The sequence below is a fragment of the Sphingomonas rubra genome (genome assembly GCF_900115745.1).
Classification (GTDB): Bacteria; Pseudomonadota; Alphaproteobacteria; order Sphingomonadales; family Sphingomonadaceae; genus Sphingomonas; species Sphingomonas rubra.
This window is the reverse complement of the sequence record NZ_FOXP01000012.1, coordinates 18,765-34,094: the sequence shown is the minus strand read 5'-3', so window position 1 is coordinate 34,094 and position 15,330 is coordinate 18,765. Positions and strand designations below refer to the sequence as shown.

Annotated in this window: 12 protein-coding genes and 2 pseudogenes; 3 read left to right on the top strand and 11 right to left on the bottom strand. The window is 70.6% G+C overall.

Translation table 11 applies throughout. The features are described 5' to 3' along the window. Nucleotides 1-630, bottom strand: a complete 630-nt coding sequence (locus BM145_RS14350) for a flagellar basal body-associated FliL family protein (protein ID WP_093334361.1) — start codon at nt 628-630, stop codon at nt 1-3. A gap of 12 nt (nt 631-642) precedes the next feature. Continuing rightward, nucleotides 643-1,269, bottom strand: a complete 627-nt coding sequence (locus tag BM145_RS16125; protein ID WP_177200227.1) for a flagellar hook-length control protein FliK — start codon at nt 1,267-1,269, stop codon at nt 643-645. Here BM145_RS16125 and BM145_RS16545 point away from each other — a divergent pair. Then, the gene (locus BM145_RS16545; protein ID WP_177200226.1) at nt 1,253-3,103 is read left to right on the top strand and encodes a hypothetical protein; all 1,851 of its coding nucleotides are present in this window, start codon (nt 1,253-1,255) and stop codon (nt 3,101-3,103) included. The genes BM145_RS16125 and BM145_RS16545 overlap by 17 nt on opposite strands. Here the strand turns inward: BM145_RS16545 and BM145_RS14340 are convergent. The 7 genes from BM145_RS14340 to BM145_RS14310 all read right to left on the bottom strand — a co-directional run bounded on the left by BM145_RS14340 (nt 3,100) and on the right by BM145_RS14310 (nt 10,049). After that, nucleotides 3,100-3,522 (bottom strand): hypothetical protein, encoded by a 423-nt coding sequence (locus BM145_RS14340; RefSeq protein ID WP_093334359.1) that lies wholly within the window; start codon nt 3,520-3,522, stop codon nt 3,100-3,102. The genes BM145_RS16545 and BM145_RS14340 overlap by 4 nt on opposite strands. 11 nt (nt 3,523-3,533) lie before the next feature. After that, on the bottom strand, nt 3,534-4,850 hold the full coding sequence (locus BM145_RS14335; protein ID WP_093334358.1) for a FliI/YscN family ATPase: 1,317 nt from the start codon (nt 4,848-4,850) through the stop codon (nt 3,534-3,536). Between the two features lie 121 nt (nt 4,851-4,971). Further along, entirely contained in the window at nt 4,972-5,691 is a 720-nt protein-coding gene (locus BM145_RS14330) for a FliH/SctL family protein (protein ID WP_093334357.1), read from the bottom strand. After that, nucleotides 5,684-6,688, bottom strand: a complete 1,005-nt coding sequence (gene fliG / locus BM145_RS14325) for a flagellar motor switch protein FliG (RefSeq protein WP_093334356.1) — start codon at nt 6,686-6,688, stop codon at nt 5,684-5,686. Before fliG ends, BM145_RS14330 begins: the two co-directional genes overlap by 8 nt. After that, the gene (gene fliF / locus BM145_RS14320; RefSeq protein ID WP_093334355.1) at nt 6,685-8,376 is read right to left on the bottom strand and encodes a flagellar basal-body MS-ring/collar protein FliF; all 1,692 of its coding nucleotides are present in this window, start codon (nt 8,374-8,376) and stop codon (nt 6,685-6,687) included. The genes fliG and fliF overlap by 4 nt, the downstream gene beginning before the upstream one ends. A 6-nt stretch (nt 8,377-8,382) precedes the next feature. Beyond that, the gene (gene fliE / locus BM145_RS14315; RefSeq protein ID WP_177200228.1) at nt 8,383-8,691 is read right to left on the bottom strand and encodes a flagellar hook-basal body complex protein FliE; all 309 of its coding nucleotides are present in this window, start codon (nt 8,689-8,691) and stop codon (nt 8,383-8,385) included. Between the two features lie 44 nt (nt 8,692-8,735). Next, a complete protein-coding gene (locus BM145_RS14310) occupies nt 8,736-10,049 on the bottom strand; it encodes a sigma-54 interaction domain-containing protein (protein ID WP_093334353.1) in 1,314 nt (437 codons plus the stop codon). A 204-nt stretch (nt 10,050-10,253) separates the two neighbouring features. On the opposite strand from BM145_RS14310, the pseudogene BM145_RS16585 reads away from it, so the two are divergent. Further along, nucleotides 10,254-11,651: pseudogene (locus tag BM145_RS16585) on the top strand (flagellin N-terminal helical domain-containing protein); the annotation flags it as partial. A gap of 150 nt (nt 11,652-11,801) precedes the next feature. After that, a pseudogene (locus BM145_RS16435) lies at nt 11,802-12,053 on the top strand (flagellin); the annotation flags it as partial. 464 nt (nt 12,054-12,517) lie between these two features. Here the strand turns inward: BM145_RS16435 and BM145_RS14300 are convergent. Then, complete coding sequence (locus tag BM145_RS14300) at nt 12,518-13,261, bottom strand: sigma-70 family RNA polymerase sigma factor (protein ID WP_093334351.1); 744 nt, start codon at nt 13,259-13,261, stop codon at nt 12,518-12,520. Continuing rightward, a complete protein-coding gene (gene flhA / locus BM145_RS14295) occupies nt 13,258-15,330 on the bottom strand; it encodes a flagellar biosynthesis protein FlhA (RefSeq protein WP_093334350.1) in 2,073 nt (690 codons plus the stop codon). Before flhA ends, BM145_RS14300 begins: the two co-directional genes overlap by 4 nt.

Sequence of the window (15,330 nt, the reverse complement as noted above, 5' to 3'; positions counted from 1 at the left end):
TCACTGAACAACGAAACTGGTAAAGTAAACGTTACCGATGCCGCCGAATCCCTCCTTCTGCTGGAGCGTGTCGTTGATCGCCTTGACCAGCCGGCGCTGGAGCTGCTGCTTGCCCTGGCTGGTGAAGACCTGCTCCTCCGGCGTGTCGCCGAGCGCCATCAGGATCGCCGAGCGGACCGCGATGTCGTTGGTTTTCAGGTGCTCGATCACCTTCTCGTCGTAGGGCGTCGACACCGCCACGCCGACCTGGAGGAAGTGCGCCGAATTCTGGAGGTTGGAGGTGAAATCCTTCTCCATCGGATAGTAGGTGGAGGCGTATTTGTCGCCGCCCTCGCCCTCCGGCGTCGGCTTGCCGCCGTGCGAGGCGGTTTCCTCGCCGCCACCTTCGCCGCCGCCGTGGCCGCCGCCCTCGCCACCCTCGGCAGCCGGCTTTTGCTCGCTCTTGGGGACGAGCTTGGGGGTGTCCGGGTCCTCCGTCCCGGCATGGCCGCCCATCATGCCCGACTGCGCGGCGTAGACGCCGGCGCCAACGCCGCCGCCGATCAGCACGAACAGCGCGACGGCGCCGATCATCAGTTTCTTCTTGCCGCCCTTCTTGGCGGGGGCGGGATCTTCCTTGGCGTCGCTCATTCAATTGTTCCTTCAGGCGAGGCGGGTGTCATCATCGTCGGCGAGGCCGGCGGCGGTAGGGGAAAGGGGCGCGCGGGGCGGTGCCGTGGGCACGGGCGAGCGCTGCTGCTGCTGGCCCTGGCCGGCGGTGCCGTCACCCTGGCCGCCGCCGACGCTCGACTGGCCGAGACGCAGGCCGCGCGCCTCCGCCGCCTCGGCGAGGCGGGGGGCGGCGTCGGCGAGCAGCGCGCGGGTCTGCGGCTGGTCGGCCTGGAAGCGGACGTGCAGCGTGTCGCCGTCGCGCCGCACGTCGACGTCGATCGCGCCCAGCGCGTCGGGGACGAGGCGGATGCGCGTGTCGACCTCGTTCGCGGCGTCGCGGATCATCTCGATTCGCTCGATCATCGTGTGGGGCCAGCGTTCCTGCGTCACGTCGATCGGCGCCTGGGGTGGCGGGGCAGCGGCGGCGGGGCGCTCCAGCGGCGCCGCGGCGAGCGGCGCGAGGCCGATCGGCAGCGCCGGCTCGTCGCGATCGTCCGCGGTCTGCGCCGCGAAGCGCGCGGCACCGAAGACGATCCCGGCGGGCGCCGCGGTCGGGATCGGCGCGGGCGCCGGGAGAGGTGCGACGGCGGGCGCGCTACGGGTGGGGACCGGCGCCACGTCCTGTTCCGCGGGCGAGGCGTTCGCCGACGTGGTCGCGGATTGCGGCGGCTCGGCCGGCAGCGCCGGGGCGGCGATTGCTCCGACCGGCGGCGGGGTGGTGATCGCCGTCGGAGCAGGGGCGATCGGCGGGAGTTCGCGCCGGGTAGCCGTGTCGGGTGCGACGGGCGGGGCGGCGGCGGCGGGCCAGGTCGATGCGAAACGACGCGGGATCGAGATCACGGCCGGTGTGGTCACCGCCCTGACGGCCGAGCTCGTGCCGGTGGCGAGCGACGTCGTGACGGCAGGGGGCGACACGATGACCGGTGGGATGGGACTCGCATCGGCCGGCGGTGACACCGCCGGGGCGATCGTCCGGGTCGAAGCCTTGGGCACGAAAGTTGTCGTTTGCGGTGCGGCCATCGGCGATGCGGGTGCGATCGCCTGTTCCGGCACGACCACCTCTTCCGGTGTGGCCGCCTGTTCCGTTGCGACCGCCGGCACCTCGGCCGCGGTCGTCATGACGGGCGACGTGACGGGGGCTGCGAGCGGCGTGCTTGGCGTGGTCGCGGTTTCCATCGCCGCGGCAGGAACGATGCGCGGCGCCGTCGCCGTCGTTTCCGCACGCGAGGGGGAGCGGGCAGGCGAGATGCCTGACGGCGTCCGCTCGGCAGCGGGGATGTTCGGCGGGGACGGCGGATCGATCGGCCGGTCGGCGGCGGTGATCGCGGAAGCGGGCATGACACCCGCCGGCAGCGATGCCGTTTCGATGGCGGGCGGGGTATCCTGCGCTGGTCCGTCGTCGGTCGTCGCGTCGTTCTCGGGCAACGGCGTCGCGTGGCTGGACCAGGTCGACGAGAAGCGACGCGGCACGGAGATCGCGGCGGAACGGACGGTCTCGGCAGCGACGGAGCGGGTGTCATCCCGCTGTGTCGGCTGCGTCGGCTGCGTCGGCTGCGTCGGCTGCGTCGGTGGTGGCGGCATGACGGCAGTCGGCGGAGCGGCGACGGGAGTGGTCGGGAGCGTCTGCGATGGTGCCGAACCGGACGGCGTGATCGTGGGTGTCGGCGAGCGATCCGCGGGAACGTCGATCGGCAGCGCCGGGTCCGGCAGGACAGGGGTGACCTCGCGTTCCGGCGTCCCGCTCGCGTGTGCGGTTGCCAGGGGCACGACGGAGGACGCGACCGGCTTGATCGGTGCAGCCGCGGTCTGCGCGTCGGCGATGGGAACAGCGGTACGCAGCGGCCTCGCTCCCGGCGCCGCCATCGTCGGCATGGTCGAGGGCGAGCGGGTGGGCAACGTATCGTGCGGCTTCCGTTCGGTACCGGTGATGCGCGGCGGCGTCGGGGCCGTGCTCGGCGAGGGGGCAGGCTCGATGGCGGAAGCGATGTTCCCGGCCGGTTCGTCGCTCGGGGCGGCCTCGTCCACGAGCGGCTGCTCGCCGACGAGCGCGATTGAGGCGGCCCCGACCGGGGCAGGAGCGGTGCGGGTGGGCGCGATCGGTGCGGACGGCCGCGCGTGCCCCGCCGGCGGTATCGGAGGACTGGCCGAAGGAACCGGCGCGGGCATGGGCGCCACCGGCGGGAGGAGCGGCGACGGCGCGAGCGGCGTCGCGGCGGTGGTCGGCAAGGCATTGCCGGGGGCGGCATCGTCGTGCCGCTCGCCGGTGCCATACTCGCCGCCGGCGCCGGCAAGGAGCATCGCGGCCGCCTCGCCGTCACCCGGCAGCGCGAACGCGGTGCTCTCGCCCGTCGCGCGCGGCGCGGCGCGACCGACGGGTGGGGTGAGCAGGGACGGGGCGACGGGCTGGATCATGAAGCGGGCGGTTCTCTCGAAAGGTCCGCCCGACGATTAGCAAGGATCGTGCCGGTTTCTCTTCGGCCGCGGCGGTGCATCCTCCAGCGCGCGCATCTCGCGGACCAGCGCGGTGGCGCGGGCGCGGGCGAGCAGCTTCTCGACGGCGCTCTGGTCGCGCTTGGCGGCGCGGCTCGCCTCGGCGGCGGCGTCGACGCGCGCGCTGGCCGCCTCGACACGGGCGGCGGCGGCGAAGGCGGATTGCTGGAGCCGGTCGCGGTAATGGGCGCTGGCGGCGAGGTTGTGCGCGCCGAGCAGTTCGGCGGTCGGCGCTACCGCGTCGACCAGCCCGGCGATGCGGTGGTTGAGCGCCGTCTCCTGCCCGAGCGCGTCGTGGCGGCGCATCTCCTCGGCGCGGGCGAGGCCGAGCTGGAGCGTGCGGACGCGGTGGATGCGGCCCAGCGTCCGCTCCTTGTTCACGGCTCAGGCGCTCACTGGCCGAACACCGCGACTAGTTCGGCGGTGGCGGTGTCGAGCGACACCACCTCGTCATGGTCCTGGCGGACGTAATCGGTGATCGCGCCGTGATGCGCGATGGCGGCGTCGATCGCCGCGTCGGCACCGGCGCGGTAGGCGCCCATCAGGACGAGGTCGCGATTCTCCTCGTAGGTGGCGAGGTGGCGGCGCAGCTGGCGGGCGGCGAGCTGGTGGCCCTTGGGCACGATGTCGGTCATCACGCGGCTGACCGAGGGGCCGACGTCGATCGCGGGATAGACGCCGCGCTCCGCCAGCGCGCGGCTGAGGACGATATGGCCGTCGAGGATCGAGCGGGCCGAGTCGACGACGGGGTCGTTGCCGTCGTCGCCGTCGGCGAGCACCGTGTAAATGGCGGTGATCGATCCGGTGCCGTGCGCGTCGGCGCCGGCGCGCTCGATCAGGTTGGGCAGCATGGCGATGGCGGACGGCGGATAGCCGCGGGCGGAGGCGGGTTCGCCCAGCGCCAGGCCGATCTCGCGCCCGGCGTGCGCGACGCGGGTGAGCGAGTCCATGATGAGGAGCACGCGTTTCCCTTGCGCGCGGAACGCCTCGGCGATGGCGTGGGTGCGCAGCGCGCCGCGGATGCGCAGCACGGGCGAGTGGTTGGCGGGGACGGCGACGACGACGGAGCGCGCACGCGCCTCGCCCGCCACCTTGGTGTCGAGGAAGTCGGCGACCTCTCTGGAACGCTCGCCGATCAGGCCGATTACCACCACGTCGGCCTTGGCGGCGCGGACCATCATGCCGAGCAGCACCGACTTGCCGACGCCCGAGCCCGCCATGATGCCGATCCGCTGCCCTTGGCCGACCGTCAGCAGCCCGTTGATCGCGCGCACGCCGACGTCGAGCGGCTCCAGCACGCGACCGCGGTCGAGCGGCCCTTGCAGCTTGCCGGCGAGCGGCCAGCGGTCGGCGCCGCGGATCGGGCCGAGGCCGTCGATCGGCTTGCCGGCGCCGTCGACCACGCGGCCGAGCAGCGCCTCGCCCACCTCCGCCTCGCCCGGAGGGCCGACCGGGCGGACGCAGGTCTTGGGCAGCAGCGGCGCGGGGCCGCCGAGGTTCATCAGGATGGTGCGGCCGTTGCGGAAGCCGATCACCTCCGCCTCGACTTGGTCGCCGACGCGGCAGACGGTGCCGACCGGCAGGGTGAGGCCGATCGCCTCCATCAGCAGGCCGTCATAGGAGGACAGGCGGCCGGCGACCTTGGGGGTCGGGCGGAAATCGGCGTTGGCCAGCGTGTCGAGATAGTCGGCGGTGAAGCGGTTCAGCATGGGGTGCGATCGATCTCGAAAAGTTCGTCATGCCGGACTTGATCCGGCATCCATGGAGCCGCGAATGCAGGTGTTCGTGGAGGGATGGACCCCGGATCAAGTCCGGGGTGACGACGGGGCATCACGCCGGGAGCGGCACGCGGTCGATCGCGGCGGCGAGCTGTTCCATCCACAGCGCGGGGCCGTCCTCGACGACGGTGGACGCGCTCTCCAGCACGAAGCTGCCGCGCGACACGCTGGCGTCACCGACCGCGAAGATCGTCGCGGGCAGGCGGTCGTCGAGCAGCGCCACGTCGTCGGGATGGACGCGCAGCATCGCCGATTCGGCCGCGTCGGCGAGCAGATCCGCCGCCACGTCGACGCGCGCCGCCAGCCGGTCGGCGGCGACGCCGACATCGCCGACGATGCGGGTGACGAGGAGCAGCACCGTTTGCCGCAGCTGCGCGGCCATCGCCTCGCGGTCGATACGGCCCTCGCCGAGCGCGGCGCCGATGCCGGTGAGGAGCGCGGCGTCGCGGTTGGTGCTCACCTGCGCGGCGGCGACGGCGGCGGCGAGCCCCTCGGCATAGCCCGCGGCATGTGCCGCCTCGATCGGGTCGACCGCGGGCAGCGGGTCGACGAAGGGGGAGGGCGGCGCGGCCGCGTCGAGCGGGTCCCAGCCGGCGGTGGGGTTCGCGGTGGGATCGGCGGGGCTGAAGTGCCTCGGCCCCCCGCCCGATCCGCCCCGCGGCTCGCCGACGCTGCGCGGCGCGAAGCCGGAGGGCGGCGCGAACGCCTGCTGGAGCAGCGAGGCGGCGACCGCGTGGCGCGCCGCGAAACCGGCGACGAACCCGTCAGACATAATCGTCCTCGCCCCCGCCCATCTGGATCGTGCCGTCCTTGGCGAGGGTGCGGGCGATGGCGATCATCGCCTTCTGCGCCTCCAGCACCTCGGCCATCTTCATCGGCCCGCGCGCCTCCATCTCGTCGCGAATGCCGTCGGCGGCGCGCGCCGACATGCAGCCCAGGAAGCGGGCGCGGGCGGCCTCGTCGACGCCCTTCAGCGACTTGACCAGGATCTCGCCGTCGACGTTGCGGATCAACGCGCCCAGGTTCTTGTCGTCCATCTCTAGGAGGTTGTCGAAGACGAACAACGCTTCCTCGATCGCCTTGGCCACGTCCTTGTCGATCTTGAACAGCTTGGGCATCACCCGCGCCTCGGTCGCCTTGCGCGCGCCCGACAGGATCTTGGCCGCCTCGCGCGTGCCGCCCAGCGTCACGCCGCCCTGCGGCCCGCCGCTGCGACTGGCGAGCAGGCCACGCAGCGTGTCGACGGCCTCCGGCGTGATCGGCCCCAGCTTGGCGATGCGGTGGAGGATGTCGGGCTGCGCCGCGTCGGGCAGCAGTTCGAGCACCTGGCCGCCGATCGCGGGGTCGAGATTGGCGATCAGCACGGCGGCGATCTGCGGATGCTCCTTCTCGACCATCGCGGCGATCTCGGGCGCGTCGAGCCAGTCGAGCAGTTCCAGCTCGCACGCGGCCTCCGGCGGGGTGATGCGGGCGAGCACGCTTTCCGCCTTTTCCGGGCCCAGCGCGCGGTTCATCACCGCCTCGACCTGCGGGCGCGGGTCGAAGGTGATGCCGGTCCGCTCGCGGGCGCGGCCGACGAAGTCGTCGAGGACGTCCTCGACCTCCTGTTCGGAGACGTCGGCGACGTTGAACATCGCGGCGCCCAGTTCGCGCACCTCGTCGGGCTCCAGCTTCTGGAGGATGGCGGCGGCCTCCTCCTCGCCGACCACCATCATCAGCACGGCGGCGCGCTCGATCCCGGTATAGCTGCGGGGGGAAAGCTCGCTCACTTCTCGGCCTTGATCATGTCGCGCACGGCCAGGGCGGCGCGGGCAGGATTGTCACGGGTGAAGCCGCGCACCGCGCCGATCCGCTCGTCATAGCCGCGGCTCTGCTCGAGCTGGTCGAGGCTGACGGGGGCGGCGACCTGCGGCATGCCGGGCTCTCCCCCGGCGAGCGCGGCTCCCTCCCCGTTCAGGGCGGCGTTCGCGGTCGTGCCGAGTTCGCCGGGGCTCGCCTCCTCGCGCTTCTTCATCAGCGCCTTGGCGAGCGGGCGCACGCCCAGCAGCAGGACGAGGAGCGCGATCACGATGGCGGTGGCGTTGCGCGCCAGCACGGGCAGCCAGCTGTTGTCGTACCAGGCGGGGCCGGCCTCCGCGTCCGGTGCGGCGCCGGCGAACTTGCGCGAGATCACCGTCACCTGATCCTGACGATTGGCGTCGAAGCCGACCGCGCTCTTCACCAGGTCGGTGATCTGGTTGACCTCCATCGCGGTGCGGCGACCCTTGTCGGGTTCGCGCAGCACGACGGCGACCGACAGCCGCTTGACCGATCCCGGCGCGGCGCGCGTCACCGACACCTCGCGGCCCAGATCGTAGGCGCGCTGATAGGCGTCCGACTGTTTCTGCGGATCGGGCGGGGCGGCGCCGGCGACCGGCTGCGGCGAGCCGGAGGCGCCGACCGCGGGCGTCGGCACCTGCAGCATCGAGGCGGGGGGCGGCGTGTTGGACAGCGCGCCGGGGATGCCGCCGGGGGTCGTTCCGCCGCCCTGGTTGCCGGTCCAATTGCCCTGCTCGGCACGGAGCGACCCCTGCTTGTCGTAGCTCTCGCGCGTCGCCTGAGTCTCATCGAGATTGACGTCGGCTTGCACCTCGGCGGAGAAATTGCCGGCGCCGAGCAGGGGGGTGAGCAGCTGCTGGAGCTGCTGGCGATATTTCTCCTCGACGCGGTTCTGCACGTCGAGCCGCTCGTCGCTCGCCGCACCGGCGGCGTCGCGGCCGCCGGGCTTGGTGAGGAGCGCGCCCGCCTGGTCGACGATGGTGACCGCGTCGGGCTTCATTCCCGGCACCGACGAGGCGACGAGGTTGATGATCGACTGCACCTGCGCGTCGCTCAAGCTGCGCCCGGCGTTGAGCTTGACGATGACGCTGGCCGACGGCTCCGCCTTGTCGCGCACGAACACCGATGCCTCGGGCGTGGCGAGGTGGACGCGCGCCTCGGCGACGGCGTCGATCTCCTGGATCGAGCGCGACAGCTCGCTCTCGCGCGCCTGGCGCAGGCGTTCGCCCTCCACCGCGCGGCTGACGCCCATGGGCAGCTGGTCGAGGATTGCGTAGCCGCCGGGCGCCGCCTTGGGCAGGCCTTGGCTCGCCAGCAGCATCCGCGCGCGGCTGTACTGGTCCTCGTCCACCGTGATCGAGTCGGTGGCGTCGTCGACATGGCCCGCGATGTTCGCCTGTTCCAGGCTCTGCATCACCGCCGCCTTGTCGGCGTCGGCCATGCCGGTGAACAGCGTCTTCTGCGTCGGCGTCGACAGCGTCGCATAGGCGAGGCCGGCGGCGGCGACCAGGCCGACCATCAGCGCCATGGGTGCCGAGCGGCGCACCGCCGGCTGCGCCATGACGCCGCGGATCTGCTGGAGGGGGTTGGCGAACCGCTCGGGGATCGCGCCGCCTGTGGTGGTGAGGGCTGTGCTCATGATCGATTAAACCGGCATGCTCATGATGTCCTTGTAGGCGGACAGCAGCTTGTTCCTGACCTGCAACGTCGCCTCGAAGCCGACGGAGGCCTGCTGGCGGGCGAGCATCACCTTGGCGATGTCCACCGTCTCGCCGCGCTCGTAGCTCTCGGACAGCTTGGACGCGGCGTCCTGCCCCTCGTTGACCGACTTCAGCGCGGTGTCGAGCGTGTCGGCGAAGCTGGACGGCCCCTTGGCCTCGGCCGCCGGCGTCGGTGCGGCGGAAGCGCGGGCGAGGGCCTGGTTCTTCTCCAGGATCTGCGCGCGCAGCTGCATCACGCGGTCGATGCCGCCCGCGCCACCGATGCTACCCACGCCGATCACGACGCGATCGCCCGGACGAGGTCTTCACCCTGCTCGCGCGCCTTGGCGAGGCGGTAGCGCAGCGTGCGCTCGGAGATGCCGAGGCGGCGCGCCGTCTCGATCCGGCTGCCGCCGCACGCGGCCAGCGTCTCGCGGATCGCCTGGAATTCGCTCATCTGCACGACGTTGCCCAGGGTCTGCGGCTCGACCGGCTGGGCGGCGGCCGGCGCGGGGAAGGGGACCACGGAGCGTGCGCGGGCAGAGCCCGCGTGGCCGGGCTCGAAGCGCAGCGTGACGGGGCGGTCGAAGACGATGTGGCTCGCCTCGACGCGCTCGCCGCCCGCGAACAGCAGCGCGCGCTGGATCACGTTCTCCAGCTCGCGCACGTTGCCGGGCCATTCGTGGCGCTGGAGCACCTCCACCGCCTCGCGCGTCGGCCATGGCACGATCGCCCGGTTGCCGGCGTGGCGCAGGATCATGGTGGCGGCGAGCGCGGCGATATCCTGCGGCCGGTCGGCGAGGCTGCGCGTCTCCAGCGGGAAGACGGCGAGGCGGTAGTAGAGATCGGCGCGGAAGCGACCGGCGGCAACCTCCCCTTGCAGGTCGCGGTTGGCGCAGGCGACGACGCGCACGTCGATCGGCTGCGGCACGGAAGCACCGATCGGCACCACCTCGCGCTCCTGGAGGACGCGGAGCAGCTTGGCCTGGAGTGGCAGCGGCATCTCGGCGATCTCGTCGAGCAGGATGGTGCCGCCATCGGCCGCGCGGAAGAACCCCTCGCCGCCCGACGAGGCGCCGGTGAAGGCGCCCTTCTGGTGGCCGAACAGCAGCGCCTCCAGCATCGTCTCGGGCAGCGCGGCGCAGTTGATCGCGATGAACGGCTTGGTCGCCCGCGCGGAGCCGTGGTGGATCGCGCGGGCGAGCACTTCCTTGCCGGTGCCGGTGGGGCCGTTGACGAGGACGGTGATGTCGGCCTGCGCGACGCGGTCGGCGAGGGCGAACAGCGCCAGCGTCTCCGGATCGGCGGCTGTCGGCATCGCCTCGCCGCCGAGCAGCTTGGCGACGAAGGCATTGCCGACGGCGGCATCCTCCGGCGCGAACGACACGCGATGCGGCGATCCGTCGCGGCCCGGCACGACGCGCGCGCCCTCCGCCCCGACGATCAGCGTGCGGGCGGGGGCGGCCACCGCCTCGCCCTCGGCGATCAGGAACAGGTCGCCCGACGCCGGCTTCGCGTCCTCGGCGGCGATCGTGAAACCTTGCGCGCGCAGGGACGACAGCAGCGCGTAGCGATGGCTGCGGATGGAAGAGGAGGCGTGGATGGTGCGCATCGGTGAGCAGGAACCCCGTTGAGGATTCGGGCAATGCGGCCAGGCTGGTAAACGCGCGGTTAAACCCTGCCGCCTTCCGGCAACGTTTTTCCGGGCGCGCGTTCGAGCGCGCGCGGGCGTTGCACGCGCGCCACACGGGCGGGGCGTTCCCCGCGCGCACGAGGGCGGCGGCCCCCTCGATTTTTCGCTTAAGCCACGGGCCGCATGGCCGTTCCTTGTGCTGACGGCTCGGCCCTCCGCTCCGGGGGCGGCGGGGAAGCCGTAGTTTCGGAAAGGATTTCCACCATGACCGTGATCGGAAGCAACACCTCTGCGATGCGCGCCGCCAACGCGTCGATGAGCGCCACCTCGGCGCTGTCGACCGCGATGGAGCGCCTGTCGACCGGCAAGCGCATCAACTCCGCCAAGGACGACGCCGCCGGCCTGGCGATCTCCAGCCGCATGACCAGCCAGATCAAGTCGATGGGCGTCGCGATCCGCAACGCCAACGACGGCATCTCGATGGCGCAGACCGCGGAAGGCGCGCTGGGCGAGGTCACCTCGATGCTCCAGCGCATGAAGGAGCTGGCGACCCAGTCGGCCAATGGCACGCTCGGCACGTCGGAGCGCAAGGCGCTTCAGTCGGAGGTCACCCAGCTGACGAGCCAGATTGATGACATCGCCAAAAATACAAACTTTAACGGGCAGAACCTGCTCGACGGGTCGGTCAAGAACCTGAAGCTTCAGACAGGAAGCAGTGCTAACGATACGATCAGCGTTACGGTCGGCAGCATGTCCACGTCCGCGTTGAAGCTCTCGTCTGGCGGCGCACCGGGCCAGATCACCACGGGGCGTGTCGGCGATCTCAGCAACGTCGGTGCCTCCTATGTTCAGTTGAACGGCGTCAATGCGATCGCCAAGAATTTTGATGCCGGGGTAACGACCGACACCGCAAGCAAGCTCGCCGCTGCAATCAACGAGAACAGCGACAAGTCCGGCGTGACGGCGACCGCCTCTAACAATGTTTCCAGCTCCAAGTTGACACAGGAAACCTTCAAGGCAGGTGACCTGAACATCAATGGCAAGAACGTGGCGGCTGCTGGATCAGCCGAGCAGCTCGTCGCAAATATCAATAATAACGACTACGGCGTGACCGCTGTTCTGAATGACGACAAGACGATCACGCTGTCAAACAGTGATGGCAAGGACATTACCGCCACCGGCCTCGGCTTCTCGGGCACTGCCCAGAAAGGCTTTGTATCTCTTAACCAGAAGGACGGAAAGAACATCGCCGTCTCCGTGTCCGACTTCACACCGGACGACGGCGATGCCGCAACGCCCGCGGCAGCGGGCGTGGACGATGTTGATCGTGCTGCAGTCAAGAAGTTCGGCCTCAACATCTCGGATGGAACGAGCTTCTCCGGCACAGACGTCACCGCGGCGACCGCATTGGCGGCCGGTGACCTCAAGATCAACGGCGTGGCGGTTCCCGCCACCACGGGCAAGGATGCTGGCGGCACCAATTTGACCACTGCCGCCTTGACGGCCAGTCAGATGGCGGATGCGATCAACTCCGTAAAGGATCAGAGCAAGGTCGAGGCGAGCGTTACGGGCGGGAAACTCACGCTCAAGTCGATGGACGGTTCGTTGGTTCGTCTGGAAGGCGCCAGCGTCGCAAAGACCGGTTTGACCGGCCAGGGTGGCTCACCGAACATGAATACCGGTGTCGACATCTCCAGCCAGACCTCGGCGTCGCAGGCGATGAGCGTGATCGATAAGGCGCTGGATCAGATCTCCGCCACCCGCGGCGACCTCGGTGCCGTCCAGAACCGCCTGCAGGTGACGGTCAACAACCTGACTACCACCACGACCAACCTGTCCGACGCGCGCAGCCGGATCGAGGATGCGGACTTCTCCGCCGAATCGACGGCGCTCGCCAAGGCGCAGATCCTGAGCCAGGCGTCGACCGCGATGCTGGCCCAGGCGAACCAGTCGCAGCAGTCGGTGATGAAGCTGCTCGGTTAATCAGTTCGGCGCCGGCATCGGCCCCCGAAGAGGGTGCCGGCGCCGGCCCTCCTCCTGCCTTCAGGCGGAGGGCGACGAGGACCCCGGTGGCTCTGCGAAGGGTCGCCGGGGTTTTTCGTGCGTGGTCACCATGGCGGTGGCGGATTGTCGCGCCACCGTTCGTACCGAGACCGACCCATATTCACCGATCGTCTCCGTCATGCCGGGCTCGTCCCGGCATGACGGGAGATGGAGGTCTCGGAAACCCTTGACCCGCGCACGCCGCAAGCGCGCGGCAGTGAGAGCAAGCGATCGTCGGGCTCTTCGTTTGGACCGGGCTCCATGAGAAAGGGCGCCGTGCGGGTAGTACGACGCCCTTTCTCATGGGATGGTGATGACTGGAGGTTCCTGTCTCGTCGGCATTGCCCTCACCCTTCCGCGCCCTCGGTGCTCCCTTCCTCTCCCGGTGGGAGAGGGACAAAGGGCTAGCCCGCGCGCATCGCCTTTTTCAGCCGCGCGTGCGCTGCGGCCTTGATCTGGCACACGCGCGCGGCGCCGATGCCGAAGACTTGGCCGATCTCCTCCAGGTTGAGTTCCTCGACATAGTAGAGCTGGATCACCTGCGCCTCGCGCTCGGGTAGCGAGCCGATCGCGGCGATCAGGCGGGCGCGCGTCTCGCCCTCGGCCAGTTGCGCGAAGGCGTCGGGCCCGTCGTCGGCGAACCAGGGCGCGTCGTCGGCGTAGACCTCGTCGATCGAGTCGAAGCGGATCGCCTCCGCCGACTGATAGTCGGTGCGCAGCACGGTGACGGTGACGCCGAGATGGGTGGCGAGCATGTGATCCTCCGGGGCGCGCCCGAGCTGTTGCGTCAGGGTGCGGACCGCGTCGGCGTACTGGCGGCGGCGGCGCATCGCGCCGCGCGTCGTCGTCGCCTGGCGGCGCAGTTCGTCGATCATCGCGCCGCGCAGGCGGGTGACGGCATATTGCTTGAAGCTGACCGCCCCGCGATCCTCGAACGCGGTGGCGGCCTCGACTAGCGCGACGAGGCCGACCTGGATCAGGTCCTCCACCTCGACCAGCGTGCTCATCGATCCGTGGACGTGCCAGGCGATCCGGCGGACGAGCGGCAAATGCTGGCGGACCAGCGCGTCGCGGTCGCGGCGAACGGCGGGGGAGTAGGTGAGGGGGGTGGCGTCGGCGAAGGCGGCGCGCATCGGCTCGGCGCTCATGCGGCGAGTGCCGGCTGCTGGCCGCCGATGATCGCGACGACCTCGACCGCCTTCTCTTCCGGCACCTCGAAGAAGGACAGGACCGGCGTGTCGGGCAGGCAGGTGCGCACCAGCTTCCTGATCGCGACGCGGATGCCGGGCTGGACGACCAGCGCGAAGGGCTTGGCCTCGGCGATCAGCGGTTGTGCCGCCTGTTGCAGCGCGTCGACGATGCGGCGGCCGAGGTCGGGTTCGATGACGTGGCGGCGGCCGTGATCGGCGCGCATCGCTTGCCCGAGCAATCCTTCCAATTGTCCCTCCAGGGTCATGACGCGCAGCGGCTCGCGTACGCCGCACAGTTTCTGGATGATGAGCGGCCCCAGCGTCGGACGGATCAGTTCCATGATCTCCTCGGCGTCCTGCGACCGTTGCGCGGCGACCGCGATGGCGGAGGCGATGCGGCGGAATTCCTTGAGCGGCACGTTCTCGGCGAGCAGACCTTTGAGCACCTGCGTCAGCGTGGTGAGCGGCAGCGGCTGGGGCGAGAGCGAGGCGACGAGGTGCGCGGCGCGCTCCTTCAGCCCGTCGAGCAGCGACTGGACCTCGTCGGGGCCGAGCAGTTCGGCCGCGTTGGCGCCGAGCAGGTGATTGAGGTGCGTCGCCATCACCGTGCCGGCATCGACGACGAGATAGCCCGCGCCGGTCGCGGCATCCGCGTCGCCCGAATGGATCCACGTCGCGTCGAGGCCGAAGGTCGGGTCCTTGGTGCGCTTGCCGGCGAGCGCGCCGAATGCCTGCCCGGTGTCGAGCGCCAGCATCTCGTCGGGCGAGACCTGATCCTCGCCGACGCAGACGCCGTTCACCATGATGCGATAGGTGTAGGGGTCGAGCGAGATGTCGTCGCGGACGCGGCATTGCGGCACGACGAAGCCGAGCTCCTTGGACAGTTGGCGTCGGACGCCGGTGATCCGGCCCATCAGCGGCGCACCGCGACGCTCGTCGACCAGGGGGACGAGGCCGTAGCCGATGTCGAGATTGACCTGGACCGCGTCGGTCACCTCCTCCCAGCCGATCCGCGACGGGTCGACCAGCTCGGCGGGCTCGGCGGGGGCGGCGGCGATCACCGGGCGTCGCTCGATCTGGCGCAGCTTCCAGGCGGTGAAGCCGGCGACGGCGGCGAAGCCGAGGATGATGAGGTGCGGCATCCCCGGCAGCAGGCCGAGCAGGCCGAGGATGACGGCGACCGGCGTCCAGGTGCGCGGCGACCCGAACTGGCCGCCGATCTGGCCGGCGAGATCCTTGTCGGACGACACGCGGGTGACGATCGCGGCGGCGGCGATCGACAGCATCAGGCTGGGCAGCTGCGCGACGAGCGCGTCGCCGATCGCGAGCAGGATATATCCCTTGGCCGCCGCGGCGATCGTCATGCCGTGGCTGACCGGGCCCAAAATGAGCCCGCCGATGATGTTGGCGGCGAGGATCAGCAGCGCGGCGACCGCGTCGCCCTTCACGAACTTGGACGAGCCGTCCATCGAGCCGTAGAAATCGGCCTCAGTGGACACCTCGACGCGGCGCTTCTTGGCCTCGTCCGGCGTGATGAGGCCGGCGTTGAGGTCGGCATCGATCGCCATCTGCTTGCCGGGCAGCGCATCGAGGGTGAAGCGCGCCGACACTTCCGACACGCGGCCGGCGCCCTTGGTGACGACGATCAGGTTGATAATCATCAGGATGGCGAAGACGAAGATGCCGACGACGTAATCGCCGCCGATCAGGAAGGTGCCGAACGCCTCGATCACGTGGCCCGCCGCGCTCTCGCCCTCATGGCCGTGGACCAGCACGATGCGGGTGGAGGCGACATTGAGGCCGAGGCGGAACAGCGTCGCGAACAGGAGGACGGTTGGGAAGGAGGAGAAGTCGAGCGGCTTCTGCGCGTTGAGCGCGACCATCAGCACCGCGAGGCTGATCGCGATGTTGGCGACGAAGAAGATGTCGAGCAGCGGCGCCGGGATCGGCACCACCATGACCACGACGAGGAGCAGGATGGCGAGCGGCAGCGCGGCGCCGCGCCCTTGCGCGAGGAGCTTGCCCAT